This window comes from Chryseobacterium sp. 'Rf worker isolate 10' (assembly GCF_050753305.1).
In the GTDB taxonomy this organism is placed as follows: Bacteria; Bacteroidota; Bacteroidia; order Flavobacteriales; family Weeksellaceae; genus Chryseobacterium.
Genome location: NZ_JBOZOF010000001.1, coordinates 1,778,773 through 1,804,766 on the forward strand (window position 1 = coordinate 1,778,773; position 25,994 = coordinate 1,804,766).

Sequence of the window (25,994 nt, forward strand, 5' to 3'; positions counted from 1 at the left end):
GATATTGAAGCTCATTGAATTATAAATTCTAATTAAAATGAAACTATATGAGAAAAATTCTACCGATTATCTTATTTCTACTGATGTTCACCTCTCATGCCCGCGGGCAGACTTGTGTTCCGGTTCCGGTTCCTTTTGTACAGTCATTTAGCACGGGAGCCCTTCCTGCATGCTGGACGAGCCAAAACCCTACTTCAACATCTACAAATGTCAATGTTAAGTGGAAATTTTCAGGAACAGCAGGATATGGAGTTACCGGGAACGGAGGAAAACCCGCAGGAACTTTCGCCTGGGTTGATGCTTCTACGCCCTATGCCGGTGAACACACTGTGGAACTTATAAGTCCTCAGATTAACTTATCAGGATTAACGAATCCTTATATCAAATTTGAATGGCTTAAGGATCATTTAACAGCACTCAATGGGACAGTACCAGCCGCCGATCACAACGAGTTAAAATTGGCAGTAAATGACGGTTCCGGATGGGTACAGGTCTGGTCCAGTAATACCAACTCCCCTGAATGGAGAACAGTAGGTGTGCCTCTGGCAGCAAGCTATGTAGGAGCAACTATTCAGTTAAAATTCACCGTTGACAAAGATGTGGCAGGAAATGGAAATTTCTATGATGATGTATTGTTGGATGAAGTTCAGGTGATTCAGGCTCCGACATGTTTTGAGCCCACTACTCTGCCTGCAACCAATATTGCACCCACTTCAGCTACGCTCAACTGGACTCCGCCACTTGCTCCGGCTCCAGCACCAGCCAATGGATATGAATATTATTACAGCACCAATAACACTCCACCCGCAGCAGCAACCGTGGGTACAGCAAATCCGGGAACAAGCGCCAATATCGGTTCTCTTACTTCCGGAGCTACCTATTATTGGTGGGTAAGATCTGTATGTTCACCTACTGACAAATCACCATGGGTGGCAGGTAATCCTTTTACTCCGGGACAGATTGGAGGCGGAACAGCTACCCATGCATTTTTACCGGTTTATTCCTGTTCAGCATTTAATTATTCTCAGCAGATTTATTTGGCTTCAGAAATCGGAGCAGCTGTCGGAACGAATAATTATATAACAGCTATCAGATTTTTTGTTTCCACAACAGCGGCAACCCAGGCTAATTATAATCAGTGGGTAATCTATATGGGAAATACCGCACAAGCAGACTTTGCCACTACTACAAGCTGGGTTCCATCTGCTTCTTTAACACAGGTCTACTCCGGGACTTTACCGGCAATGACAGCAGGTGCATGGGTTGAGATTCCTTTAAGCACTCCTTTTTTATGGGATGGAACAAGTAATGTGGTCATAGGAGTTGACGAAAATTCTACCGGAACATCATGTACTGTCAATTGGGGAAGTTATTCTGCAGGAAACAATCGTGGGATGATCTATTATAATACAACAACAAACCCTGATCCCGCAAACCTACCTATTGCAACAAGCAGATATGCCGTACTTCCAAAATTACAGCTGACAGGTACTCTATTGCCAAGCTGCACCAATACTCCTCCTGCTAATATTGCTGTGAATAATATCACAGCTACCTCAGCAAATGTTACCTGGGCAGCGACAGCGAATGCTACTTATGTTGTAAGATACAGAATACCTCCTTCACTTACATGGCAGACTGTTAATGTAACGACTCCTTTCACCAATAGCATAACGCTTACTCCTCTGATTGAGCAGACTCAATATGAGGTACAGATCGCGACCATTTGCGGAACTCAGGGGGCTTTTTCTGCTCCAGTAAGTTTTACAACACCTGCACTGACTTATTGTAATGCAGCGACAGCAACGGTTACGAACGGGTATATCAACAATGTAACGATGATTGGCACCAATGTCCCTTTAACAAGCAACAATTCAGGCGCAACCACTTATACAGATTATTCTTTAGATGCTGCAAAAACGATTACTCTTCTGAGAAATTCGATTAATAATACATTGTCTGTAGGGAGATCCATTATTTCAGGTACCTATTCTACCAATGCATGGATAGATTTTAATGGTGATGGTATTTTTGATAATAATCCATCGACAACTCCCGGCGGAGAAAGAATTATGAATCTTGGATATTCGAGCACAACTCCTGTTACCGCTGCTTTTTCGGTTCCGGCTAATGCCTATTCAGGAACAAGTAAAATAAAAATGCGTGTTATCGTATATTCTGCCACTCCTGCTAATGCCTGTGGCCCTTTAACAGGTAACGGAGAGGTTGAAGATTATTATGTAAAATTTATAGACCTTCAGCCTTGTACTACTGCAGCACCTACTAGTACTGCAGTGAATAACATTACTCATAATTCAGCATATGTATCATGGATACCTGCTTCCAATGCTGCTTATATTATCAGATGGAGACAGGGAGCCGCAGGAGCATGGCTTCCAAGTGCTGCAGGGCAAACTCTGCCAGCGGGACAAAGCTTTTACACGATTACAGGACTTACTGAACAGACTGGATATCAGGTACAAATTGCAACGATCTGCAATGGAGCACAGGGAGCATTCTCTCCAAGTGTAAGTTTTACAACTACACCACTCATTTACTGCAGTATGACCGGAACAGGTACAAACGACTTTATTTCCAATGTAAAAGTTACCCCTGTCAATTTCCCGGTAATGGATAATACTTCTGTTCAGACGAATTATATCAGCTATACAACACCTGCTACCCTTATCAATCTGGAAATCGGTTCTCAGGGCAATCAATTATCTGTTTCTAAAAATTGGGCAGGAACTCAATATGCTGATGCGGTAAATGCCTGGATCGACTGGAACAGAGACGGGGTTTTCACGGATGCTGAAAAGATAATGACATCGGCAGCAAGTACAACAACACCGATAATAGCGGCTTTTGATGTTCCGGCAACGGGTGCTTATACAGGACCTTTAACAACTACGATGAGAGTGGTCATGAAACGAACCAGTGCTCCTGCCATGTGTGCTGATGCCGCTAATGGTGAAGTAGAAGATTATGCTGTACGATTAAGACCTTGCAGTAATGCAACACCGGGAAATCCAGTATTCACGAATATTACACACAACGCTGTAAACATAAGCTGGACTGCCGCCAACAACAACAATGCATTCATATTAGAATACAGATCTGTTACAACTCCTGCTTCTGCATGGACTACTTTAAACCTGTCTGTTTTAGGTGGAAATCCGCCTATAACAATCAATACTTTAACTCCTGCTACGACTTATGAGGTAAGAATTGCAGCAGTTTGTGGTACCGGAACTGGAATTTATACTCCCATAAAAACATTTACAACGAGATGTGATCCTACTCCACCATTTGTAACGATAAGCAACGTAACATCCAATTCAGCAGTGATCACCTGGAATCCGATTGTTCCAAGTGCATCCTATATTTTAAGATGGAGAGAAGTTGGCAGCATTCCTTGGAATACACCTACAGTTCCTCAGCCACCTGCGAATTCATATACGATTCAAAATCTTGATTCATTCAAAACGTATGAAGTACAGATAGCCAATATCTGTAATGGGGAAACTGCTTCTAATCCATGGGCTAATCCAAAAGTATTTACAACAGAAAGAATCTGCGAAATTCCTCCTCCGGGATTGATGATTACTCAGATCTTTCCAACAACTGCAGAGGTTGTGTGGGATCCGTTTCCGGGAGCCACTTATATACTGAAATACAGAAAAGTAGGCATTCCAAGCTGGACAGATGTTGTGATAACCACCAATACTTATACCATCACAGGTTTACTGGAGCTTACGAAATATGAAATGCAGGTAGCTAATATCTGTAACGGAGTACCGGGAAATTTTACAAGACTGTACTATTTCACCACTCCTACCGTAATCCACTGTCCGATGTCGGCAGCTAATTCTACAACGGAATTCATTTCAAAAGTTACTGTGAAGCCTAATGGTAATAAGGAAATGATCAACGAATCCCTTGCGTCTACGTATTCAGATTTTACAGGAAATCCTTTAAAGTTTATTGAATTAACTCAGGGATCAAAGGGTAACCAAATTACCATCGATAAGACTTTAAGTTCAGGAACCAATGCAGGAATTTCAGTCTGGATAGACTTCAACAGAAACGGAGAATTTGATATCAACGAAAGAATCCTGGCAGACGGACCTAACGGAAATCTAACAGCCGGCACTACATTCTCTGTACCGGACAATGCTTTTATCAGCATGACGGATTATAAATATGTAGTAATGAGAGTCGCTTTACAGAAAGACGGCATTCCGGTAAACTGTACAAATTTCAAGGATGGCGAAGTGGAAGATTATACCGTCAGAATTTCTAAACAGCCAGTACCGAATTCACTTAACCAAACGGAGATCCACATTTATCCCAATCCGGTAAGTTCTGTATTATATGTAAAAAATATAAGCTTCAAAGCTCAGTATAAAATTTACAGTGCTGCCGGAAGATTGATATCAGCCGGAATCATCCTGAACAATGCTATTGATGTCAGCAATCTGATTCACGGAATGTATATGATAGAGATTGAAGATGGAGCGGTCACTGTTCAGAAGAAATTTATAAAAGAATCATAATCCCTTATGTCTATGAAACTTCAATTTTTAGAATCAAAACTCTGTAATTCATGAAAAACATTATATTCAGTTTAATATTTATGCTATTGGGCATCTCTGTTTCAGCTCAAAGAGACACGGATCATTGGTTTGCCCCTTATTATGCTTCAACGAGTTATACGCAGGCATTATATCTTTCAACCGATTCTGCAACGCCTTTTGTTGTTACCGTTAATAGTAATAATGTTCCGATTGGCACTGTAACAATCAGTAAAAATGCCCCTCAGATATTTGTTGTCCCCATTGCTGTTATCGCTGCAAATGTGACATCCGATGCTTTCAGTATTATCAATAAAGGATTGCATGTACAGGGAACCAAACCATTCTATTGTTCGTTAAGAATTGTAAGTGGTACAACCCACGCTGAAATCATAACAAGTAAAGGGAAAGCCGGAATTGGAAAAGAATTTTATGTGGCAGGAACTCCTTCCACAGCAACATCTACTGGGAATAACTTCACAGCCGGAGTATTGGCCACAGAAAACAATACCATAGTCACTGCTACATGGAGTGGAAATGTAGCATTCTTTGGTGCAGTACCAGCATCAATCAATACTCATACGTTTACTCTTAATAAAGGGCAGTCTTTTATTTTTGCAGGTGGACCAGGGACAGGTGGACAAAACCAATCCTCTTTTATAGGAGCTAAAATTGTTTCTAATAAACCTATTACGCTTACCAACGGAAATGTCAATGGGAATTTTGGAAGCAATACAAGTGCTGGTTCGGATGCCATTCTCGATCAGTCTGTGCCCACAGAAAGACTTGGAAGTACTTTTGCCATGGTAAGAACCCGATCTACCAATGATGATCTGGAAGGAGGTATCATTGTTGGAACTGAAGACCATACCCAAATATTCATCAATGGGGCCAACACCCCAATTGCAACCATCAATAGTGGTGACTTTTACAGAATTTTGGGAAGCAATTATGTGCAGCAGGGAACTTCGGGGCATTTTAATATGTTTATAACGACTTCAAAAAATGTGTATCTGTATCAGTTGGTTTCAGTGGGAAACAGTAGTGCTACCTGTGGTTATAACTACATCCCGCCATTAAACTGTTTCCTGCCAAGAAAAATTGACGAAATCGGAAAGATCAACGAAATGCCAACCGGAGCCGGAACAACAAGTACCGTCCCGAACGGAACCATAGTAAAATTGAATATTTTAACTGAAGCCGGAGCCAATGTAACAGTGAATGGAGTTCAGCCTGCCGCATCGGAAGGACCTTTTCCATTAACGGGAAATAACAGCTGGGTAACGTATGCCATCCCTTCCAGTACAGGAAATGTTACGGTTATTTCTGACAAAGCAGTAACTGCGGGTATTAATGGAGGGTATAGTACTTCCGGATATGGAGGATATTTTGCTGGGTTTTCTTCTATTCCATTAATTGCAAAACAAACGGGAGAATGTATTCCGGGTATTGTACTGGAGGTTGATGACAGCTACGATACCTACCAATGGTTTCTGAATGGAAATCCGATTAATGGAGCTAACTCCAATACTTTTACACCGTTGGTTTCAGGAAATTATACAGTAAGAATTGCTGTAGGCTCATGTACACCGGCCATTACACCGGTTTATAAAGTATATACATGTCTTGAGGAATCTACCAAAGCAATGACGGTCTGCGAAGGATATCAGTCTATCGTTCCTGAGTTTTCCAATTCTACTCAAAGTTATGTTCCGAGTACAGTAACGATTCTGACACCTCCGGTGAATGGTACTGCTACTGTGGATCCGGCCGGAGTTATTAATTATACTCCTAATTTCGGTTATATGGGTACAGATACCATTGTTTACAAATTCTGTGGAAACAATCCGGATTTTACGGATTGCGAGCAGGTAACTTTAACCTTAACGGTTTCAGAAAGCCCTATCGTTAAAGATGCCGCCTTAAGATCATGTTTTGAGCCTACTAATCCGGTACTTGGTAAATTTGATTTAACATCTGCCGGAGTGAATGTACAGCCGGGAACCATTAAACAATATTACCCTTCTCCTACTGATGCACAAAACGGAACGAACGAAATCCTGACTCCAGCCAATTATATTGCTCCTGATGGTGTGGTTTATGTTAAAGTAAGCAATGCCAACGGATGTTACAGAATTGCAGAAGTAACGCTTACCGTAATCCCTCCTACTTACTCAGATGTATTGAAAGACCAGATTATCTGTATGGAAAGTACCACCACCTTAGATGCCGGATCTGGGTTTATTTCTTATCTATGGAGTACCGGAGCAACCACACAATCCATCAAGAATGTGGGAGTTGGAACCTATTGGGTAGATTTAAAAACCAGAGAATGTACCACTAGACAGACTGTAAAAGTTTATCCTTCTGAGAACCCTGTTATTTCGGGCATTAATATCAGCAATAATATTGTTACTCTAAGTGTAATTGCAGGAACAGCACCCTATCAGTACTCAATGGATAATGTAACCTGGCAGAATGAAAACGTATTTACCAATGTACCGCGCGGAAGCCATACTTTCTATGTAAAAGATTCTTATAACTGTACACCTGTTGAGGTAGAAATCACCGTTCCTAATCTGATCAATATCATCACTCCTAATGGCGACGGAATAAACGATGTGCTCGACTATTCCGCATTATCCGGGAAACCTAATTTCACATTCAGTATTTATGACAGATATGGAAGTAAAATCCACGAAGGAAGTAAATTAAACGGATACAAATGGGAAGGAACCGTAGGCGGCAAAAAAGTTTCTACCGGTAACTACTGGTTTGATATGGGCTGGAATGAGACTAACAAAAAACAGACTCCAATACAATATACAGGATGGATCATGGTAAAAAACAGAAATTAATATCAACATTTAAAAACCTATTGTAAGTATGAAAAAGCTATTATATATATTCTTTGTGATCCTTTCAGGGATACTTTTCGCTCAAAAAAACAATACTGTGAAATTTGCGATCTACAATAATGCAGTCGGAACTGCCGCCATGTTTGATCTTTACAAAAACAATATTGAGAAAGTAAACGTTTATAAAACCCAAGCCGGTCTGCCTTCCCATTTAAAGAATTTTGAATATCTGGCAGGCAATGGTTTAATAGAAATCAAGTTTAAAAAAAATGCAGGCTATCCTGACAGTTTATCTCTGGAAATACTGAATGAGCAGAATAAACTTCCTAAAGACACCCCTGTATTTATTGATGGATATCAGTTCAATGATACTACCACTTTGGTCTATAATGAAATGATTGGCAACATTGAGCTTATAGATTTTAACGGACAGAAAAACATCCATATTTCAACCATAAGAAATTAATGACCTGTTTTGACGGAAATTAATTTTAAAGCAGAGACTATTTCACTTTGAAATAGTCTCTTTTCTGTTGTATTGATATTCATTTTCTTTACTCATTATATTTCCTGGCTTTCGGAACAGTATTATGAAAAACATTCAGCTTTTTATCGCAATATCCCTAAAAGCCTATACAAAACCAATACTACGTTACTACTACATCACCTCAAAATGATGCAAAATACATACATATCACATACTACATGTATCAAAACTACAATCAAACACAATTTGAATTTAAAAATTAGCAATTACTTTTGGGAACTGAAGAAAAACTTACAATAGACTAACTGTAATAAAAACAGTTAATCATGAGTGTACCGTGTACCTGTAGGAGAAATAGTATTCCCTGCAGGTACTTTTTAAACCATAGTAAAACAAAGTCCATAATCACACATTATATATTTTTAATCATTCTAGTAGTGTACCTGCAATATAAGTGGTTTTTTGCAGGTACTTTTTTTAAAATTATACCCCCAATAATATATGCTAAAAAAACTACTCTTTCTTTTATGTACTGGTTTCTCAATCTTGTCATTCTGCCAATCCGATGAAGTGTTGTTTATTGGAAATAGTGTTACCTATTTTAATGATATGCCTGAAATTTTCAAAAACATATCAGCCTCAAAAGGAAAAAATGTTTCTGTAACAACGCATACTCCGGGAGGAACCGGATTTGTAAATCATGTAGATGATCCTTCACTGTATCAGAAGATAAGATCAAAAAATTATAAGTACGTCATCATGCAGCCAGGAACTGGTGAATCTGCTGGCCATTCTTATCCGGTTGCAATTACCGCAGAGCGAGGCCGGAAAATAAGAGATTCTATCCGAAAATACAGCCCGTGTTCTAAAATATTTCTTTACGAAATTCCCTATGGAGTACCATCTGCCAATGAATATAATGTATATTTTACTTTTCAGCAGAAAATAAAAGATTCCATCACTAAAATGTCAAACCTTATGCAAGTGGAAATGATTCCGGCCGGAGAATCTGCAAGAGAATACTACAACTCTTCCCCAGACCTTGCTCTTCACGGAACGTATAATGATATTCATCCCGGACCAAAAGGGAGCTACCTTGTAGCCGCTTCTATGTTTTCAGCCATTTTTCAAGATCATGTCTTTCCATCAACCTTTTATAATGGACTGCTTCAGAATATCGCTGAAAATTTTCAAAACATTGCAGATCTTGTATTTTTTAACAATCCTTCTCAGTGGAACAGCAATCTATTTCATCTTTATGCTAATTTTACAGCAGCAATCAATGGAACGACTGTAAACTTTACCAATCATTCTGCCAATTTTACTTCAATACTGTGGAATTTTGGAGATGGTACAACCGATACATCTTTACATCCGGTTCATCAATATACTTCCGGAGGAAATTATACCGTCTCTCTTACTGTCAATAAAAATTCTTGTTCAGAAACCTTTACTAAAAGTATTAATATGGGTTCTCTTGGAACTATAAATTTTGATGTGCAGCCTGAACTCATACTTTATCCCAACCCTGTTACAGATATTGGCTGCATCAGAAGCAAAGAAAAAATAAAAACAATTATTATTTATGATATGACATTAAGAAAACTCGCTGATTGGGAAAATCTTCATGTTTATGATACTAAAATAGATTTTTCAGCTTATAGTAAAGGGACTTATATGATTAGCATTCTTTATGAAAACAATCATAAAGAAAATATTAAGGTTATTCTCAAATAATTAAGCAATAAAAAAACCAGGCTGTCTCAAAATAAAGACAGCCTGATAACATACTAAATTAAAAATTGTTTCTTCCATTTGGCAACAGTATTTCGGCTCAATTTAAAATGCCTTGCCAGTTCAGAATTATTAAGGTTATTCTTGACTTGATACTCTAATATCTCAAGGATAGATGATTTATCATAAGAACGATGTCTCTGATTCGCAAACTGGGTTTTCTGATCAGCTCTGGGAAAAATAATATTATTAATGGTAATTACATCTTTTACAGAAAATGATGTTTTAGACAATATCGTTTTACATTGTTCTTTTTTTGCAGGATATTTCAATAAGATATCTTCATATATCTTCTTGTAATTAGGGTTTTTCATCTTAATAATCCTTATTCTTTTTTTATTATAATCTATTTTAAGTTTTTCATCTAGCCTTTATCTCAGAAGGCAATCTTTATGTATTCCGGAAAACCAAAGTCTTCATTCTCCTATTCTGTTAATATTGAATGTATATATAACATTCTTTCCTCTTCTAGTAGTTTCCTCTTCTTCAAATAAAAACTGTTCAAATTTTATTATTTTCAGGATGTGAAAATTCAGTTATCTATTACTTATAAAGAATGAGTAGACTTTACTTCCGGATTCATTTCAATTATCTAATTTTCCACTTTTAAAATCACAATATGAATACGACCATTCTTGTATTGGAACTTTCTTCAATATAAAAATCGATCTTAAGAAGAATTCTATCAATTTCTGTTGGAGCCTAAAGCCTTACAGTAATTCTGTTCCAATTTCATATGTATTTTTAATTCAGTTACAAAAGTGTTATTTTTTGCATTCTCCTCCAAAAAAAGAGATATGACTTAGGTATGACTCAAGCATTTGTATTGTATTTTCTAAGTATACTTCTTATTTACAGAATATTACATTTTCAGTTATCATGCTTTTTATAGCAAGCTTTCCATAAATATTGGCAGCTCAAATCTTATAAAAAACCAACAGGCATGGCAAATTGAAGTTTGCCATGCCTGTTGGTTTTGTTTATCAGTTGGAAATCGGGGATTATATATTTTTCATCCAAACGTAAATATCCACATTTGATGGAATTCCTAATTTTTTGCGCAACCTGTTCTTTCTGGTCTGTATAGATTGAGGTTGAACAAAAGTATAGGCAGCAATATCTTTAGTAGAGAAATTAAGAAATAGCAAAGCACAAAATTTTAATTCTGTATTCAGTAGTTGAGGTTCAATTTCTAATAACTTCGGTATAAATTCAGGGTAAACTTCCTGGAAACGGGTAAGAAATTCCGGATCATTATTTTTTGCTAATTGTATTACTTCTTCAAATGCCACATTCAATTTCTGGCTAAGATTCTTTGTTTCAACTTCTTTTACATTCAATATTTTATTCTTATTATTTATTCTTCTGGTGATATAAAAGAAAATGATAACTGTAGTAAAAATTCCTGCAATGATAATATAAAGTAAAAAGTGATTTTTATCTTTCAGATCTTTCTGTTTTTCTTCTACAAGAATACCTACAGTATCTTTCAGATTATCATCATCTATCTTCTTTAAACTATCCCCAAGTTTATTATATTGGAATTCATATTTATTTCTATGATCTATCTGCCCTGTCTTTTCGTATGATTGAGATATTAATCCGTATAGCTCCAATAATTTTCTAAAATTCTTAGCTTTTTTGGCAAGTATTATTGCTTTTTCATAATCTACAACAGCAGAATCATATTGCTTTTTTGCATCACAAATTTGCCCTAAAAGTTTAAAGGTAGCAAAATCATTATTCCCAAAATTAACAGGCACAGCCCGGGCTGTTTTTATATAAAACTCAGCAGAATCAATTTTATTTTTATTAAGGTTTGCTTCAGATAGAAGCAGCATTGCAACTTTTAAACTTGTATTCATGCCGGCATCCATTTTTTTGGATTTCTTCAATTCATCAACAACCCTGTTTCCATAGTAAATCACGGAATCATACTTTTTTTTCTCAATATAATTTCTCCCTATCTGAACCTGAATCATTGCTTTTATTGCATGTCGGGTAGAATCATTTTTTAAATTATCCGCTATCACCAAATTCTTCTTTAGCTTTTTCAGAGCTTCATCATACATTTTAATTCCTCTGTAATTGATACTGTATAATATATTCATGGATATTTCCTGATCTTCGGCATTCGAATTCTTAAACTCAGGTTCCATCATCTTTAGATAATAGTTGCTTTTATTATATCTGTACTGCACAGAAAAAGCGAGTGCTAAATTATAATATGCAGACAATTTGCCTTCTGCATAATTGATATGCTTTGCATCATCAAGTATCGAAAGATTCAATGCAATCATCTCATCTGTATGCCCATCAATAAGCAGCGCATTGGATTTTTCCAGTTTCTTATCAATAGCGGCCTTTGTAGCTTTAGGCTGAACGAACAACAAAAAGGGAAAAAATAAAATAATAAATTTCATCATGTATTAATTCATGTAAACTATTTGTATGTAATAAATATAAAACTAAAAAAAATTATATTGATATTAAATTAAAAAATAAACCTTAAAATAAATAAAAAAACTTACTATTTAATTAATTATCCTCTAATCTAATTTCAGTGGCAATGATAAAATATTTAGAGAAAAAAAAAAAATCAATACACATATGACACAGGTACTACACTTTTACATGCGAAAGATCATGAGTGCTTTTTGCCTATTTTCAAGATTATAGTCTCATTATGATATAAACTAGAACATTTTCCTCTTTTAAATAAAATCTACAAATTACTATTCTGACAATTAAATGATCAATTTCCGTCTTTAAAGATCAAATCCCATATACAACATACATACAACTATTACTTCAAAACGCACTCTCATCTAAATTCCAAAATCAATAAGCAATTATTTTCTGCCAATATCGCAAAACAGCGAATATTTTAAATGAATTTTACTTTCGCTATTTAAAATAAAACCAATTGATTAATAGTAAATTACACACATGTAATAGTTATGTAATAGGCGCAATTTTGGATAATATAAAGTTTGAAATGTAATATTGTAAAACAAAATGTCCATTTGATTTACATCATAATTGAAATTCAATGGATATAACACATAAACAAAGAATAATTAAAAAATCTTTACATCTATGAAAAAATTATTATTACCTATAGATTTTTTAAATGTGTACTCACAAGTTGCTATTTATACTACAGCTCTACAGAAGACTTTACATGTCAAATGTATGCTTACTAAAATGCAGGTAATGGTATATAACAATTAGCCTCAGACTATAAAACACAAATTATCAATATTTTCATTATGCTTTTTAAAGATATCCATGTAGGTGAATTGATACAAAAACGAGTAGAGGAAACCGGTTTTTCTTCAGACAGAGTCATGAACTTCATGCAATGCAGTCATGAAGAGCTTAGACAGATGTACAAAAGCAAGTCTTTGGATACAGAGACTCTCCTTAAATGGAGTAAGCTGCTGGCTTATGATTTTTTCAGAATTTACTCCCAGCATCTTGTGCTTTACTCTCCACCTTCATCTTCAGAGTTTTATCAAAAGGCAAAAGACGACAAAAAAACACAGCTTCCGGAGTTTAGGAAAAACATCTATACCGTAGAAATAATAGAATTTATACTGACCCTGTTAAAAACAAATGAAAAAACAAAAAAACAAATAATAGAAGAATACAGAATCCCGAAAACCACTTTATACAAATGGATTAAAAAATACTAATCTCCGTTTATCAATACTCAAAAATTAAAAATTTTGCTTTGTTGTATACATTCAATTTCCCTCTACCGAATGTATACTGTCCAGCTCATTTTTATATAAATTTCCGGTTCTATTAACACAAATAAAAGATTTAGAATGATGATTAAAAACTTATTCTTTATAAAATATAAAGAATAATTAAATTTTATGTATTGATAGTTTAGTAACACTTTTCTATTCTTATCCCCAACTCTTTTTTAAGAACTTATCCCTCAAGTTCTCAAGTGAAATTGATTTTTTTGGTTGGGGATTTTTATTCCCTCAAGTAAAAAGGCTCTTTTTCAGAGCCTTTTTATGATATATAATAATAAGTATTATTCATAGTATTAAAAGGTTGATTTCTATTTTTACCTCCTTTTAATTATTTTGATACTACAAAATTATCACAATATGCACAGAATGGGATATTACATGGACATATTGATCATTCATTGCATATCGGGTAGAATCATTTTTTTAATGATCCGCTATCACCAAATTCTTCTTTAGCTTTTTCAGGGCTTCATCATACATTTTAATTCCTCTGTAATTGATACTGTATAATATATTCATGGATATTTCCTGATCTTCGGCATTCGAATTCTTAAACTCAGGTTCCATCATCTTTAGATAATAGTTGCTTTTATTATATCTGTACTGCACAGAAAAAGCGAGTGCTAAATTATAATATGCAGACAATTTGCCTTCTGCATAATTGATATGCTTTGCATCATCAAGTATCGAAAGATTCAATGCAATCATCTCATCTGTATGCCCATCAATAAGCAGCGCATTGGATTTTTCCAGTTTCTTATCAATAGCGGCCTTTGTAGCTTTAGGCTGAACGAACAACAAAAAGGGAAAAAATAAAATAATAAATTTCATCATGTATTAATTCATGTAAACTATTTGTATGTAATAAATATAAAACTAAAAAAAATTATACTGATATTAAATTAAAAAATTAACCCTAAAATAATTACAGATAATAAAAAAGCTTACTATTTAATTAATAAACCTGTTTAGACTTATTTACCTAAAAAAGTTCCGAGAAAAAAAAGGAAATTAGTGTTGCAAAACAAAAACCTAAGATTCTGGAACTATCAAACAAATATAAAATAGAAAAGTGGATGATCCCACACTTGAGCAAAGGAAAAAGAGGCTTTCCCAGCCGATTCAATGTATTGAATGTATTTTTACTGATCATAAAGCGTTTAAAAGCAGGCTGTCAATGGAGAGAATTAAGTCCTAAAGAATATTTTTTCAAGGAAAAAGTAAGCTGGCAAAGTATCTACTATTATTTCAATAAATGGAGCAAGGATGGTAGCTTTAAAAGGGCTTGGATTCATCTTCTTATCAAAAATAAAAGATTACTTGATATGTCTAGTGTTCAATTGGGTGGCAGCCATACCAGAAGCAGAACAGGAGGAGAATCTGTAGGCTATCAAGGCGGAAAACATTGCAAAACGAATAATATTATTTTTCTTTGCGATAATCAGGGACAGATGATCTCAATGGGAAAACCCATGAGTGGATAACATCATGATCTTTATACTATTGAGGATACCTTGGAAGAGATTTTAGCTCTTCTTGACCGAAGCACAATAGATCATAAAGGATTATTTCTTAACGCTGATGCTGGCTTTGATAGTAAAACGTGTAGAGATTTTTTAGAAAAAAAGGAAATAACAGCCAATACAAAATCAAATCCTCGTAATGGTAATGTAGAAACTGATTATTATTTCGATGAAAAATTATATAAAAGAAGATTTAAAATAGAGAAAGCAAATGCTTGGCTAGATAATTTCAAAGCTTTATTGGTGAGATTTGAAACATTAAATATCACTTGGATAAATCTACATTATTTAGCTTTCTCAATTCTCTTCCTTAGAAAAATAAAAGTTTAAACAGGTTTAATTATCATCTGAAACCTCTAATTTTATTTTCAGAGGCAATGATATAATATCTAGAGAAAAAACTACAACATAACCACAACATTCATATTACGTACATATAACACAAATACAACATTGAAGGCTTTTATGTTTTTAATTTATTTTTAAGGAATGCTTTTTCATCATTATTTAATTCCAAAAATGTTTTTGCTATTTCCAAAATCAAACATTACAAATTATTATCTCATAGCTTAAGAAAAGGCTAAGTTTTATATGCCAAAGCCACCTTGTAGTATAAAAAAGCCCTCTTTTCAGATTACTATACCTCAATATTCAAAACAAAAGAGCTAATTAAATATTATAAATATCACATTAATGTGAATATTTTAAACACAATTCATTTATTCCATTTAAAAATAAAAATCTAATTATCAAATAGATACATAAATGTAACATTTATGTAATAGGCAAATATTTGTGTAATATAAAATTCAGAATGTAATATTGCAAATACAAAACACATAAACATAATCTACAGCACATCCAAGCTGCCTAACAAATGGATAAAAATTTTACAATTATGAAAAAATTATTATTACCCACTGCTTTACTGGCTTTTTTGAATGCGTATTCGCAGGTTGGCATTAACACTGCTACTCCTCAAAAAACCTTTCACGTTAATGGTTCTTTACAGGTAGTGAACGAAGTAAATGTTGGCGGAAATGCCACAACAGCTGGTTCTTCAGGAACATCAGGGCAAATTTTGACCTCTCGGGGTCCAGGAGCTGCGCCAACTTGGCAGACTTTAAATACAGTAAGTGGGAGTGTGAACAGTGCAGTCTATGTCCAGGGAACAACTCAAGCTACGGCGAGCCCTTGTTCTCCTCAACCCTCCTGTACCCCTATCCCAATTGATGTACCGGGTGTAACTTATACTATAACTGTACCTCCTGGAAAATCACAAACTCTTTTATTTACGATTCTAGGATATGCATCAGTACAAGACGGTATGACTTCGCAAGGTGTCTTGTCTCTTACTCAAGATGGAACAAAAATATCATCAGCTTACGTTTCAAAAGCAGGTATCTTTCCTAATATGAGCCAGGGAACTGCTACTCCCGCATCCTATACCTTAGCAGGATTAAATAGTATGCCTATACCTGTAACTTTTTTAAAATCCGTGTCAATAGGTCCAGGTACTTATACTTTTAAAGTTCAGTATACCGCATGGAGAGGAAACGCCATTCTCAATTGGGTACCCAGTACTTTTGGTGGATATGATCAAGATGTAGAATGTATGCTTACTAAAATGCAAATTTTGGTGTATAACAATTAAAAACACCAATTAATATTTTCAAAAAGCATCTTTTGTCATACTGCAAAAGATGCTTCTATTAAAATCACTTTCATTATGCTTTTTAAAGATATCCATATTGGTGAATTGATACAAAAAACGAGTAGAGGAAACCGGTTTCTCTTCAGATAGAGTCATGAACTTCATGAAATGCGGTAACCAGGAACTGGCACAGATGTACCAAAGCAAGTCTTTGGATGCAGAAATTCTTCTAAAATGGAGTAAGCTGCTGGCTTATGATTTTTTCAGAATTTACTCCCAGCATCTTGTGCTCTACTCTCCACCTTCATCTTCAGAGTTTTATCAAAAGGCAAAAGACGACAAAAAAGCACAGCTTCCGGAATTCAGGAAAAACATCTATACCGTAGAAATGATAGAATTTATACTGACCCTTTTAAAAACAAATGAAAAAACAAAAAAAACAAATAATAGAAGAATACAGAATCCCAAAAACTACTTTATACAAATGGATTAAAAAATACTGATCAAAAGCTATATTTCCGTACATTAAAAATAGTCATTAGTTGCATATATTTTATTTCCCTCTACTAAATATATGCTATCCTTTTCACTTTTTCATAAGCTTACGATTCTAAGACACAGATGAAAAATAATTGATTTATTAATTGGATGATGAATAAAGGATTTGTTTTTATATTACACAAAACAATCATTAAATTTTATATATTTCATAGCTTAGTATTACTTTTCCATTTATATCCCCAACTCTCTAAGAATTAATTTTTAATTTTTTTTATAAAATTGATTTTTTTAGTTGGGATTTTTTACAATTTCATAAACAAAAAGCCTCTATTTCAGAGGTTTTTATATTATTAAAATTAATTTTAAATAATTGATTAACAAATATTTAAAATTTCAAATTCAAAAAAAACATATAAAATCTTGTTTTTATGACCAATCGGTCATATACTTGTATAATTATTTAGCATTATCATGGCAAAAGGGGAAGAAACCAGACAGTTCATTATAGAAAAAGCAGCACCTATTTTTAATACAAAAGGGATTGCAGCTACTTCTATGAGTGATATTATGGAGGCAACCAGATTGTCTAAAGGCAGCATGTATGTTCACTTCGAAAATAAAGAAGTTCTTGCCTGTGCTGCTGTGGAGCATAATATGAAAATATTAAGTGACAAACTTCAAAGAGCTTTAAGCCAATGTAAAACGTCCAAACAACAATTATTTGCTTATATTGATTTCTTTAGTGACCCCAACCATCCACCGGTTGCGGGAGGCTGTCCTTTGCTCAATTTTGGAACGGAAGCTGATGATACAAATCCTGTAGTAAAGGAAAAAGTAAATCGTGCTATTAAGCAGGGACAGGAATTGCTTTCCGGTATTATTGAGAGAGGAATTTTTAATAAAGAATTCAGAGCAGACTGGAATCCGGCAGATTTTGCAACGGTTCTCTTTGCTATGCTTGAAGGCGGCCACCTGATGTCCAGAATGTCCGGTAATAATGATAGAATGGAAATTATTAGTAACAATTTGAAAAAAATGATAGAGGAAAATAGCATATAATTTTTTTTATTCAAAATATGACCGATCGGTCATTAGAAGAATGAAACTTAAACAAAATATAATCATAACAATCAATTAAAAAAACAAAACAATGTCAAAAACAGTTTTAATTACAGGTGCATCAAAAGGTTTCGGAAAAGCATGGGCACAAGCATTTTTAGCAAAAGGATACCAGGTGGCAGCAACTGCCAGAAATGTAGAAACACTTAAAGATTTAAAGGAAAAATATGGAGATTCTGTATTGACTTTAACTTTAGATGTAGATAAAAGAGAAGAATCTTTGGCGGTAGTTCACAAAGTGCATCAGCATTTTGGCCGCATTGATATCCTGATCAACAATGCGGGTTACGCTTTAACGGGTGCTGTTGAAGAAACAAACGAACAGGAAGCCAGAGCACAGTTCGAAACAAATTTCTTTGGAACATTATGGCTTACACAGGCGGTACTTCCTATCATGAGGGATCAGAAAAGCGGTCATATCATTCAGGTGTCATCTATTTTGGGACTAGCAACCTTACCTACTATGGGACTTTATAATGCTTCTAAGTTTGCACTAGAAGGTTTAAGCGAAACTTTAGCAACAGAAGTGAAAGAATTTGGTATTCATGTTACTTTGGTAGAGCCTAATGGTTATGCTTCCAATATCTGGCATACGGGAATCAATACTCAAAGCAATCCGGTTTATGATGGCGTTAAAAAGGCGTTCTCTGAATCTGAAACTTCTTTTGGAGAGGTAGAAGCTACTGTACCGGCACTGATTAAATTGGCGGAAACTGAAAATCCTCCTTTACGTTTATTACTTGGAAAGGTGGCTCTTCCGTTTGTAAAACACAATTACGAACAGCGACTAAAACTTTGGGAAGAATGGAATGATGTATCCGTAGAAGCTCACGGATAGTTTTCCAAAAAAATACAGTCAAAAAATAAGCTCCGTCCTTCAAAGAACGGAGCTTATTTTTTTATCTTTTTCTGAATCGGACAGCCTGCTTACTTTCCTCAGTTTTTCTTTACCACCTCACTCCTTCTTATCTTATTTTTCTGTTCACCTTCTGTAATGTCTATTTCACTGCAAAATATGACTACTTGAATAAATTACTCATTTACCAGCCGTTTTCCAGGGCCTAATTTTGTCTCATCAAAAAAGAAAACAGATCTAAAATCTAATACAACAAAGCAATGAAAACAACAATCTCAACCCTATTTTTAGCAGCGGCTTTTACTCTGAATATTCCAGCAGTTTCTAACGCCCAGATCAATAAGACAAATACTGTATTATCGAATTCTGATACAAGTATTCGCCCGTTTCACATCAATATTCCGCAGTCTCAGCTAGATGAACTTAAAAGACGAATTTCCGAGACCCGCTTTCCGGATAAAGAAACTGTAAAAGATGCTTCTCAGGGAATTCAACTGGCTCAGTTAAAAGAACTGATAACCTACTGGGGCAATGGATACGACTGGAGAAAAGTGGAAAATAGATTAAATGCTCTTCCACAGTTTGTGACCAAAATTGATGGCATTGATATTCAGTTTATCCATGTTCGTTCAAAAGAATCCAATGCAATGCCTGTGATCCTTACTCATGGCTGGCCTGGTTCTCCGCTTGAATTTATTAATGCGATAGATCCTCTTACAGATCCTGTAAAACACGGAGGAAAAGCAAGTGATGCCTTTGATGTGATTATACCTGCAATTCCAGGCTATGGCTTTTCAGAAATCCCAACTGAGCTGGGCTGGAATCCTGACCATGTTGCCCGTGCCTGGGATGTTCTGATGAAAAGACTGGGCTATAAGAAATATGTTTCTGAAGGTGGTGATCATGGCTCTGTAATATCTGATGCTTTGGCAAAGCAGGCTCCTTCAGGTCTTTTGGGGATTCATCTTACAATGCCGGCTACGATTCCTGCTGAGCTTGTAAAACCTATCAATGCAGGAGATCCTGTTCCTGCCGGACTTTCCGCTTCAGAAGCACAGGCGTATAATGCAATGAGTACATTTTTTGGAAGAAATGCAGCATATGGAGGAATGATGGTAACGCGTCCTCAGACAACAGGCTATTTACTTTCTGATTCTCCAAGTGCTTTGGCGGCTTTTCTCTATGAAAAGATCGCGGAATGGAGTGAAAGTGACCTTCATCCTGAAAATGTAATTGGGCGTGATGCTATTCTGGATGATATTACGCTTTACTGGCTTACCAATACCGGAGCTTCTTCTTCCCGATTTTATTGGGAAAATAATAAGAACAATTTCAGCTCTGAAGCACAGAAAACGAAAGATATTAAAGTTCCAGTGGCTATTTCTGTATTTCCTCACGAAATTTATCAGGCTCCAGAAAGCTGGTCAAAACGTGCCTATCCTACCTTATATTATTACCATAAAGCTCCAAAAGGCGGACACTTTGCAGCATGGGAACAGCCACAAGTTTTTACGGAAGAACTTAGAGCTGCTTTTAAAGATTTAAGAAAAAAACTTTAACAATACAACAGATCAATAAGTATCATTTAACCTAAATAATAAAAAATTATGGAATCAAATACCATTCAGGAAGTAGAGAATTCTCATGTAATAAACATCAGCAAAGTGCTGTATTCCGGAAAAGTTGTCGTAATCGGAGGGCGTGATGGAAAAGCGAAAAGCAGTGACGGAAAGTTAGATGTTGAACTCACATCTCCCGGAGCAAAAGGCAACGGAACAAATCCGGAGCAGTTATTGGCAGCAGGCTGGTCAGCTTGTTTTATAGGAGCTATGCATTTAGGGGCTTCTAAAATGAAAATTTCCCTTCCTTCAAATATGTTTGTCAATACATCTGTAGATCTGGCAACCAACGATGACGGATTTTTCCTTCAGGCTCATTTAGAAATTCATTTGCCGGGTCTGCCGATAGATGAAGCCAGAAAAGTTGTGGAAGCTGCCCATGCAACATGTCCCTATTCTAAAGCTACCCGTGGGAATATTAATGTGAAAATAGATGTTATGGTGTAGTTATCAAATTGTCTTATGACATTTTGATTGAAAATCTTCCCTCTTTTTTGTGAGGGAAGTTTATATTCTTTAAATGAAATCAGAATTCGATCTTACCTATTATTCTCAGCATAGCAACCATAGAAATTTTGTGTGAGGATCAAAAAAAATCAGAAAAAAATAATTCAAAATAATGGGATTTTGAATCTTTTTCAATACATTTGCGGCTTGATTATCTCATTAATTTGAGTTTCATGGTTATTAGTTTTTATCCCCAGGACCACTGGGGATTTTTTATTTACCTCAACTTTATTTATTAAAGCTGTAGAAATCAATTCTGTATGCTCATACAATCTGATTAATTGTAATAAATCTGCTTGTATCAACTGTTTTATACTATTTAAGAATTTTCACCTCAATAAGGAATAACAAAAAGCCCATTTCCGGGTTTTCCGGAAATGGGCGCACCACTTGATCATCATCCAAATCACAACTAAACTATGAACAGTGAAGCAATAGCCTGTGCATCGCTGCCACTTAAAATTTCGTCATAAGCAGCAGAACCTGCTGCTGCTCCAAATAAAGTTCCTGTATTATAACCTGCCTGATTGACATTGTCTTCTCCGACATAGACCGGATTGGTTGCTGAAGGCATGTTTCCTCCGTTGGCAAGCTCAATCCATCCTTTATTGGCTCTCATTCTTCTTACCTGTGAAGCATGTCTTGCTTCCACAGAGTGGATCTGCAATGCAGCCTGAAGTACAACTTTATTGGACATTACATTTCCGGCCTGTCCTTTATAAGCTCTTACTCCTGTATCTTCAAAGGCCTGAGCGAGAATAAGAAATTGGTTATAATCTGTAAAGGGCATAAAGTTTCCGCTGGCTGTAAAGTCAAAAGTTGGTTTATTACCCGGTGTTGTTCCTAAAGAAGTAAGGGTGCTTTTCAGAAAGCTGACATGGGCTGATTCATGCTTTGAAATCTGCATAAAAACCGTTCTGTCTCCGTTGGGAATCAATCCTGGTGTAGATAATCCAATGCTGTAATATTCATTTTCGAGATATTCCAATACAAGTGCCAGCTGCAGGGCATCTGTCAGCGTACTTTTCAAGGCAGTGCCTGTTAATTTTGTTACTGTAGTTTCTGCTTTGGCAGAAGTAGTCATCAACGCTCCCAGCCCAAGCGGTACAGCTGCTGTAGCTGCTTTTTTTCCGAATAATGACATATTCGTAATGGTTTCCAGTCTTGAAGCTTCCGTGGTGAAAAATTTATCATAAGAAAGCTTATCCAGTAATCTAAGAATATTCATAATGTAATTTTTTAAGGTGAATGATTAATTAATACCCCTTTCTTTCCAGGTAAAAGGTGTTTTGATAAATGCTCCGGCGGCCATTACAATATCTTTGGGCTCTTTTGCCAAATCAAGTCCGTTGGCATCTATCACATCATCTCCTGAAAAATCAGCAGATCCGGGATTGATTAAATTTCTGATTGCAGAAGCATGTCTTGCTTCCACTGAAACTATTTTACCGGCAATCACCAGATAAGCAGGATTGGAAATATACTTTCCGGCTCCATTATAGGCTGCTACTCCCGTATCTTCCAATGCTTTTGCTGTGGCTAAAACTGAATTACGATCATTAAAATTCACATTCGGATACTGAAATTCAAGTTTTGGAAGCACATGGTCTGTAGCACCGCTAATGGCTGCTTTAAAGAAATCACGATGAATCACTTCATGATGATAGAGGTCTGTAAAAACTTCTTTCTCAATAGTAGAAATTCCCGAATAAAAATTGTTGACCACTTTGGTATAAAAATCTGCTTCCAGCTGTTCGAGTGCATAAGCATAGTTTAATACGCCTACATCTCCTGTCCCCAAATCATATTTGGATTCTTCCATGATTTGGAAATCATCATCATCATTACACCCAATGATGGTAAGGCCTGCGATAGCCAATCCTACTCCTCCTAATTTTAAAAAGTTTCTTCTGCTGGTATCAAGGGTTGCACCCTGATTAGAAACCTGAATTGTCTTTTTCATACTATTATTTTTTTAGTGTTAGGATAAAAGAAGAAAAACAGCATACTGAAAATATGCTGTCTGAAATCTTATCAATTGTTATGGCATTAAAACCGTATCGATTACATGAATCACTCCATTAGACTGGTTCACATCTGCAATAGTCATTTTCGCACTATTTCCTTTAGCATCTTTAATGTAAAGGTCTTTTCCTTTGGTCCAGAAAGTAAGATCTTCTCCCTGTACTGTTTTCATCATGCTTTTTCCATTACCGGCTTTTACAGCAGCCCAGATTTCTTTTGCACTGTATCTTCCCGGTAGAACATGATAAGTCAGGATGCTGGTAAGTGTTGCTTTGTTTTCAGGTTTTACAAGACTTTCTACTGTTCCTTTCGGAAGTTTTGCAAAGGCAGCATCTGTAGGTGCCAATACTGTAAATGGGCCTGCTCCCTGTAATGTTTCTACCAAACCGGCAGCTTTCACTGCTGCAACAAGAGTTTTGTGGTCTTTGGAATTGACAGCGTTTTCAATGATATTTTTGGATGGATACATTGGAGCTCCTCCTACCATTACTGTTTTTTCTTTCATCGTTTGTGCAGTTACCTTTCCGCTGAATGCAAATGATAAAGCTACCATTGCTAAAACTGTGATTTTTGACTGTGTGTTCATTGCGTTGATTTTTTAATTAATTATATTTAATTGTGCTTTTAATGTCATTTACGAGGTTGGTTTTGTTTTAGATTGAAAAAAAATGAAATTTATTTTAAACAGCTGGTTTTCAATTCGTTATTTTTTATTAGGAATGAATTCAAGACAGATAGAATTCATGCAGAACCGTTTTCCTGTCGGTTTCGGGCCATCATCAAAGACATGTCCCAGATGAGAATCACATCTTCCACACAATACTTCTGTACGTTCCATATGATAAGAAGTATCATTTCTGTATTTAACACTGTTTTTACGGATAGGCTGATAAAAAGAAGGCCATCCACAGGTAGTTGCAAATTTTGAAGTTGAAATAAAAAGAGGATTTCCACACACAGCACAATAGTATGTGCCTTTTTCATCAAATTCATAATACTTCCCTGTAAAAGCAGTTTCTGTTGCTCCTTCCCGTGCAACCTGATAGAGTTCCGGTTTTAAAATCTTTTTCCATTCAGTATTACTTACTTTGAGCAGATTTTCTGCAGTATGGGAGTAATAAGGATTTTTAATTTTAAAAAGCTGGCTCTGGGCTTTATAGGAGTTTATGGAGAAAGCAATACAAAAGATAAGTACAGCTCTTGATGTGAAATTTTTCATATTGAATATTTTTTAATTATTTACTTAAAATCATGTACGAAATAAAAGTTGATATAGATTTTATTGGGAATATGTTTTATTTTATTACATTTGAAAAGAAAAATAAACGCTATTAAAACAACCTATTCGGAAGAGGAACTTATCGTTTTATTAAAAGAAAAAAACGAAACCGGTTTTCATTACCTGTATGACCACTATTCCGGTGCGTTGTACGGAATCATTCTCCGAATCGTTCAGTCTAAAGAATATACTGAAGAAGTTATTCAGGATGTTTTCGTTAAAATCTGGAATTCTATCCATCAGTATGATGCTTCCAAAGGGAGATTTTATACGTGGATGCTCAATATCGCCAGGAATACGGCTATTGATTATTTAAAGTCTAAAGGATTTCAGAATGAACTTAAAAACCAATCACTTCCAGATTTCGTATATAATTCTACAGAGCTTTCAACAACTAATAATTCATCCGATTATATCGGATTTAACAATGTGCTTGAAGGTCTGGAGAGTGACAAGCAGGAACTTATAAATCTTGCTTATTATCAGGGATATACCCAAAATGAAATATCCGAAAAACTGAAGATTCCGCTGGGAACGGTAAAAACGAAAATGCGGAATGCACTGATGAAATTAAAAGATTTGCTAAAAGATTATCAATAAAATAAATTGAACACTAAAGAATACATATCATCCGGAATTATAGAATCTTATATTCTTGGCCATGCTTCTCCTGAGGAAGCGGGGATTTTGGAGTGTGTGATGAAGAATAATGCTGAAGTAAAAGCGGCTTTTGAAGAAGCACAAAAGACTTTGGAACATCTTGCTACAGCTCAGGCTGTAACACCTCCAAGTGATTTGAAATCTAAGATCTGGAATAAGATTCAGCAGGAACAGACTGTTGAAGAAGCAACTCCTGTTCTATCAACAGATACTCCTGAAACAAAAGATCATAGAGAAACCACAGAAAGAGTGATTATCACGGGAAATACCCATTGGAAAACGTATGCAATAGCGGCTTCCGTATTATTCCTGATCAGTGTTGCCGGAAATTTATTCATGATGAATTCTCAGTCATCTGATAAAAAAGAAATGGCTTTACTGGCTGCAGAAACAAAGCATCAGAATCAGCAAATGAAAAGAATGAATCAGAAACTTGATATGTTCTCTAATCCTGATATGCAGATGGTGATGCTAAAAGGGGTGGAAAAACATACAGACGCAAAAGCTATGGTTTTCTGGGATAAAAAAACAAAAGAAGTGTATCTGAATGCTGAGAAACTTCCTAAAGCCCCTGAAGGAATGCAGTATCAGCTTTGGGCTATTGAAGACGGAAAACCTGTGAGTGCAGGTATGTACACCGAGGATAAAGACAGCAATATTGCTTTGGCCAATATATCAAATGCTCAGGCTTTTGCCATTACGCTCGAAAAAGAAGGTGGAAGTAACGTTCCTACCATGGAAAATATGTTTGTAATGGGAGGAATTTAA

The 25,994-nt window shown here is 35.7% G+C and carries 22 protein-coding genes; 15 read left to right on the top strand and 7 right to left on the bottom strand.

The genetic code is table 11. The annotated features are described in order from the left end of the window. The first annotated feature begins 47 nt into the window (after positions 1-47). The 4 genes from LKL37_RS08020 (at position 48) to LKL37_RS08035 (ending at position 9,656) form a co-directional block, all read left to right on the top strand. Positions 48-4,556 carry a GEVED domain-containing protein gene (locus tag LKL37_RS08020; protein WP_431610032.1) on the top strand — a complete coding sequence of 1,503 codons (4,509 nt, stop codon included), beginning with the start codon at positions 48-50 and terminating at the stop codon, positions 4,554-4,556. Positions 4,557-4,606: 50 nt separating this feature from the next. Beyond that, on the top strand, positions 4,607-7,432 hold the full coding sequence (locus LKL37_RS08025) for a T9SS type B sorting domain-containing protein (RefSeq protein WP_431610033.1): 2,826 nt from the start codon (positions 4,607-4,609) through the stop codon (positions 7,430-7,432). Positions 7,433-7,460: 28 nt separating this feature from the next. Next, on the top strand, positions 7,461-7,898 hold the full coding sequence (locus LKL37_RS08030) for a hypothetical protein (protein ID WP_431610034.1): 438 nt from the start codon (positions 7,461-7,463) through the stop codon (positions 7,896-7,898). Between the two features lie 522 nt (positions 7,899-8,420). Beyond that, complete coding sequence (locus tag LKL37_RS08035; RefSeq protein WP_431610035.1) at positions 8,421-9,656, top strand: PKD domain-containing protein; 1,236 nt, start codon at positions 8,421-8,423, stop codon at positions 9,654-9,656. 53 nt (positions 9,657-9,709) lie between these two features. On the opposite strand, the gene LKL37_RS08040 is transcribed toward LKL37_RS08035, so the two are convergent. Both LKL37_RS08040 and LKL37_RS08045 read right to left on the bottom strand, forming a co-directional pair. After that, a complete protein-coding gene (locus LKL37_RS08040; RefSeq protein ID WP_431610036.1) occupies positions 9,710-10,027 on the bottom strand; it encodes a helix-turn-helix domain-containing protein in 318 nt (105 codons plus the stop codon). 687 nt (positions 10,028-10,714) lie between these two features. Then, on the bottom strand, positions 10,715-12,139 hold the full coding sequence (locus LKL37_RS08045; protein WP_431610037.1) for a helix-turn-helix transcriptional regulator: 1,425 nt from the start codon (positions 12,137-12,139) through the stop codon (positions 10,715-10,717). Between the two features lie 846 nt (positions 12,140-12,985). Here LKL37_RS08045 and LKL37_RS08050 point away from each other — a divergent pair. Next, complete coding sequence (locus tag LKL37_RS08050; RefSeq protein WP_431610038.1) at positions 12,986-13,411, top strand: transposase; 426 nt, start codon at positions 12,986-12,988, stop codon at positions 13,409-13,411. 495 nt (positions 13,412-13,906) lie between these two features. Here LKL37_RS08050 and LKL37_RS08055 read toward each other — a convergent pair whose 3' ends face one another. Next, the gene (locus LKL37_RS08055) at positions 13,907-14,317 is read right to left on the bottom strand and encodes a hypothetical protein (protein WP_431610039.1); all 411 of its coding nucleotides are present in this window, start codon (positions 14,315-14,317) and stop codon (positions 13,907-13,909) included. Positions 14,318-14,559: 242 nt separating this feature from the next. Here LKL37_RS08055 and LKL37_RS08060 point away from each other — a divergent pair, with 242 nt between their 5' ends. From LKL37_RS08060 to LKL37_RS08095, 8 genes are all read left to right on the top strand, one after another. Beyond that, entirely contained in the window at positions 14,560-14,967 is a 408-nt protein-coding gene (locus tag LKL37_RS08060; protein WP_431610040.1) for a transposase, read from the top strand. Positions 14,968-14,997: 30 nt separating this feature from the next. Further along, positions 14,998-15,336 carry a transposase gene (locus LKL37_RS08065; protein WP_431610041.1) on the top strand — a complete coding sequence of 113 codons (339 nt, stop codon included), beginning with the start codon at positions 14,998-15,000 and terminating at the stop codon, positions 15,334-15,336. Positions 15,337-15,943: 607 nt separating this feature from the next. Further along, the gene (locus LKL37_RS08070; RefSeq protein WP_431610043.1) at positions 15,944-16,660 is read left to right on the top strand and encodes a hypothetical protein; all 717 of its coding nucleotides are present in this window, start codon (positions 15,944-15,946) and stop codon (positions 16,658-16,660) included. A 163-nt stretch (positions 16,661-16,823) separates the two neighbouring features. Then, entirely contained in the window at positions 16,824-17,153 is a 330-nt protein-coding gene (locus tag LKL37_RS08075; protein WP_431610044.1) for a transposase, read from the top strand. A 479-nt stretch (positions 17,154-17,632) separates the two neighbouring features. Then, entirely contained in the window at positions 17,633-18,220 is a 588-nt protein-coding gene (locus LKL37_RS08080) for a TetR/AcrR family transcriptional regulator (RefSeq protein ID WP_431610045.1), read from the top strand. Between the two features lie 91 nt (positions 18,221-18,311). Then, positions 18,312-19,118: an SDR family NAD(P)-dependent oxidoreductase gene (locus tag LKL37_RS08085; protein WP_431610046.1), complete on the top strand. Its 807-nt coding sequence runs from the start codon at positions 18,312-18,314 to the stop codon at positions 19,116-19,118. A gap of 278 nt (positions 19,119-19,396) precedes the next feature. After that, positions 19,397-20,695, top strand: coding sequence for an epoxide hydrolase family protein (locus LKL37_RS08090; RefSeq protein WP_431610047.1), 1,299 nt, complete (start codon positions 19,397-19,399; stop codon positions 20,693-20,695). Between the two features lie 48 nt (positions 20,696-20,743). After that, entirely contained in the window at positions 20,744-21,202 is a 459-nt protein-coding gene (locus LKL37_RS08095) for an organic hydroperoxide resistance protein (RefSeq protein ID WP_431610048.1), read from the top strand. A 472-nt stretch (positions 21,203-21,674) separates the two neighbouring features. Here the strand turns inward: LKL37_RS08095 and LKL37_RS08100 are convergent, their stop codons facing one another. From LKL37_RS08100 to msrB, 4 genes are all read right to left on the bottom strand, one after another. Then, positions 21,675-22,490: a ferritin-like domain-containing protein gene (locus tag LKL37_RS08100; protein WP_431610049.1), complete on the bottom strand. Its 816-nt coding sequence runs from the start codon at positions 22,488-22,490 to the stop codon at positions 21,675-21,677. Positions 22,491-22,514: 24 nt separating this feature from the next. Continuing rightward, on the bottom strand, positions 22,515-23,225 hold the full coding sequence (locus LKL37_RS08105; protein WP_431610050.1) for a ferritin-like domain-containing protein: 711 nt from the start codon (positions 23,223-23,225) through the stop codon (positions 22,515-22,517). A gap of 78 nt (positions 23,226-23,303) precedes the next feature. Continuing rightward, the gene (locus LKL37_RS08110; protein WP_431610051.1) at positions 23,304-23,873 is read right to left on the bottom strand and encodes a fasciclin domain-containing protein; all 570 of its coding nucleotides are present in this window, start codon (positions 23,871-23,873) and stop codon (positions 23,304-23,306) included. Between the two features lie 117 nt (positions 23,874-23,990). Then, positions 23,991-24,506, bottom strand: coding sequence for a peptide-methionine (R)-S-oxide reductase MsrB (gene msrB, locus LKL37_RS08115; protein WP_431610052.1), 516 nt, complete (start codon positions 24,504-24,506; stop codon positions 23,991-23,993). A 90-nt stretch (positions 24,507-24,596) separates the two neighbouring features. Here msrB and LKL37_RS08120 point away from each other — a divergent pair, with 90 nt between their 5' ends. Both LKL37_RS08120 and LKL37_RS08125 read left to right on the top strand, forming a co-directional pair. Then, complete coding sequence (locus LKL37_RS08120) at positions 24,597-25,166, top strand: RNA polymerase sigma factor (protein WP_431610053.1); 570 nt, start codon at positions 24,597-24,599, stop codon at positions 25,164-25,166. A 6-nt stretch (positions 25,167-25,172) separates the two neighbouring features. Next, positions 25,173-25,994 carry an anti-sigma factor gene (locus LKL37_RS08125; protein ID WP_431610054.1) on the top strand — a complete coding sequence of 274 codons (822 nt, stop codon included), beginning with the start codon at positions 25,173-25,175 and terminating at the stop codon, positions 25,992-25,994.

Bases quoted from the DNA above. Each gene is read 5' to 3' on its own strand.
- LKL37_RS08020 (WP_431610032.1), top strand. From the start codon at position 48: ATGAGAAAAATTCTACCGATTATCTTATTTCTACTGATGTTCACCTCT.
- LKL37_RS08025 (WP_431610033.1), top strand. From the start codon at position 4,607: ATGAAAAACATTATATTCAGTTTAATATTTATGCTATTGGGCATCTCT.
- LKL37_RS08030 (WP_431610034.1), top strand. From the start codon at position 7,461: ATGAAAAAGCTATTATATATATTCTTTGTGATCCTTTCAGGGATACTT.
- LKL37_RS08035 (WP_431610035.1), top strand. From the start codon at position 8,421: ATGCTAAAAAAACTACTCTTTCTTTTATGTACTGGTTTCTCAATCTTG.
- LKL37_RS08040 (WP_431610036.1), bottom strand. From the start codon at position 10,027: ATGAAAAACCCTAATTACAAGAAGATATATGAAGATATCTTATTGAAA.
- LKL37_RS08045 (WP_431610037.1), bottom strand. From the start codon at position 12,139: ATGATGAAATTTATTATTTTATTTTTTCCCTTTTTGTTGTTCGTTCAG.
- LKL37_RS08050 (WP_431610038.1), top strand. From the start codon at position 12,986: ATGCTTTTTAAAGATATCCATGTAGGTGAATTGATACAAAAACGAGTA.
- LKL37_RS08055 (WP_431610039.1), bottom strand. From the start codon at position 14,317: ATGATGAAATTTATTATTTTATTTTTTCCCTTTTTGTTGTTCGTTCAG.
- LKL37_RS08060 (WP_431610040.1), top strand. From the start codon at position 14,560: ATGATCCCACACTTGAGCAAAGGAAAAAGAGGCTTTCCCAGCCGATTC.
- LKL37_RS08075 (WP_431610044.1), top strand. From the start codon at position 16,824: ATGAAATGCGGTAACCAGGAACTGGCACAGATGTACCAAAGCAAGTCT.
- LKL37_RS08080 (WP_431610045.1), top strand. From the start codon at position 17,633: ATGGCAAAAGGGGAAGAAACCAGACAGTTCATTATAGAAAAAGCAGCA.
- LKL37_RS08085 (WP_431610046.1), top strand. From the start codon at position 18,312: ATGTCAAAAACAGTTTTAATTACAGGTGCATCAAAAGGTTTCGGAAAA.
- LKL37_RS08090 (WP_431610047.1), top strand. From the start codon at position 19,397: ATGAAAACAACAATCTCAACCCTATTTTTAGCAGCGGCTTTTACTCTG.
- LKL37_RS08095 (WP_431610048.1), top strand. From the start codon at position 20,744: ATGGAATCAAATACCATTCAGGAAGTAGAGAATTCTCATGTAATAAAC.
- LKL37_RS08100 (WP_431610049.1), bottom strand. From the start codon at position 22,490: ATGAATATTCTTAGATTACTGGATAAGCTTTCTTATGATAAATTTTTC.
- LKL37_RS08105 (WP_431610050.1), bottom strand. From the start codon at position 23,225: ATGAAAAAGACAATTCAGGTTTCTAATCAGGGTGCAACCCTTGATACC.
- LKL37_RS08110 (WP_431610051.1), bottom strand. From the start codon at position 23,873: ATGAACACACAGTCAAAAATCACAGTTTTAGCAATGGTAGCTTTATCA.
- msrB (WP_431610052.1), bottom strand. From the start codon at position 24,506: ATGAAAAATTTCACATCAAGAGCTGTACTTATCTTTTGTATTGCTTTC.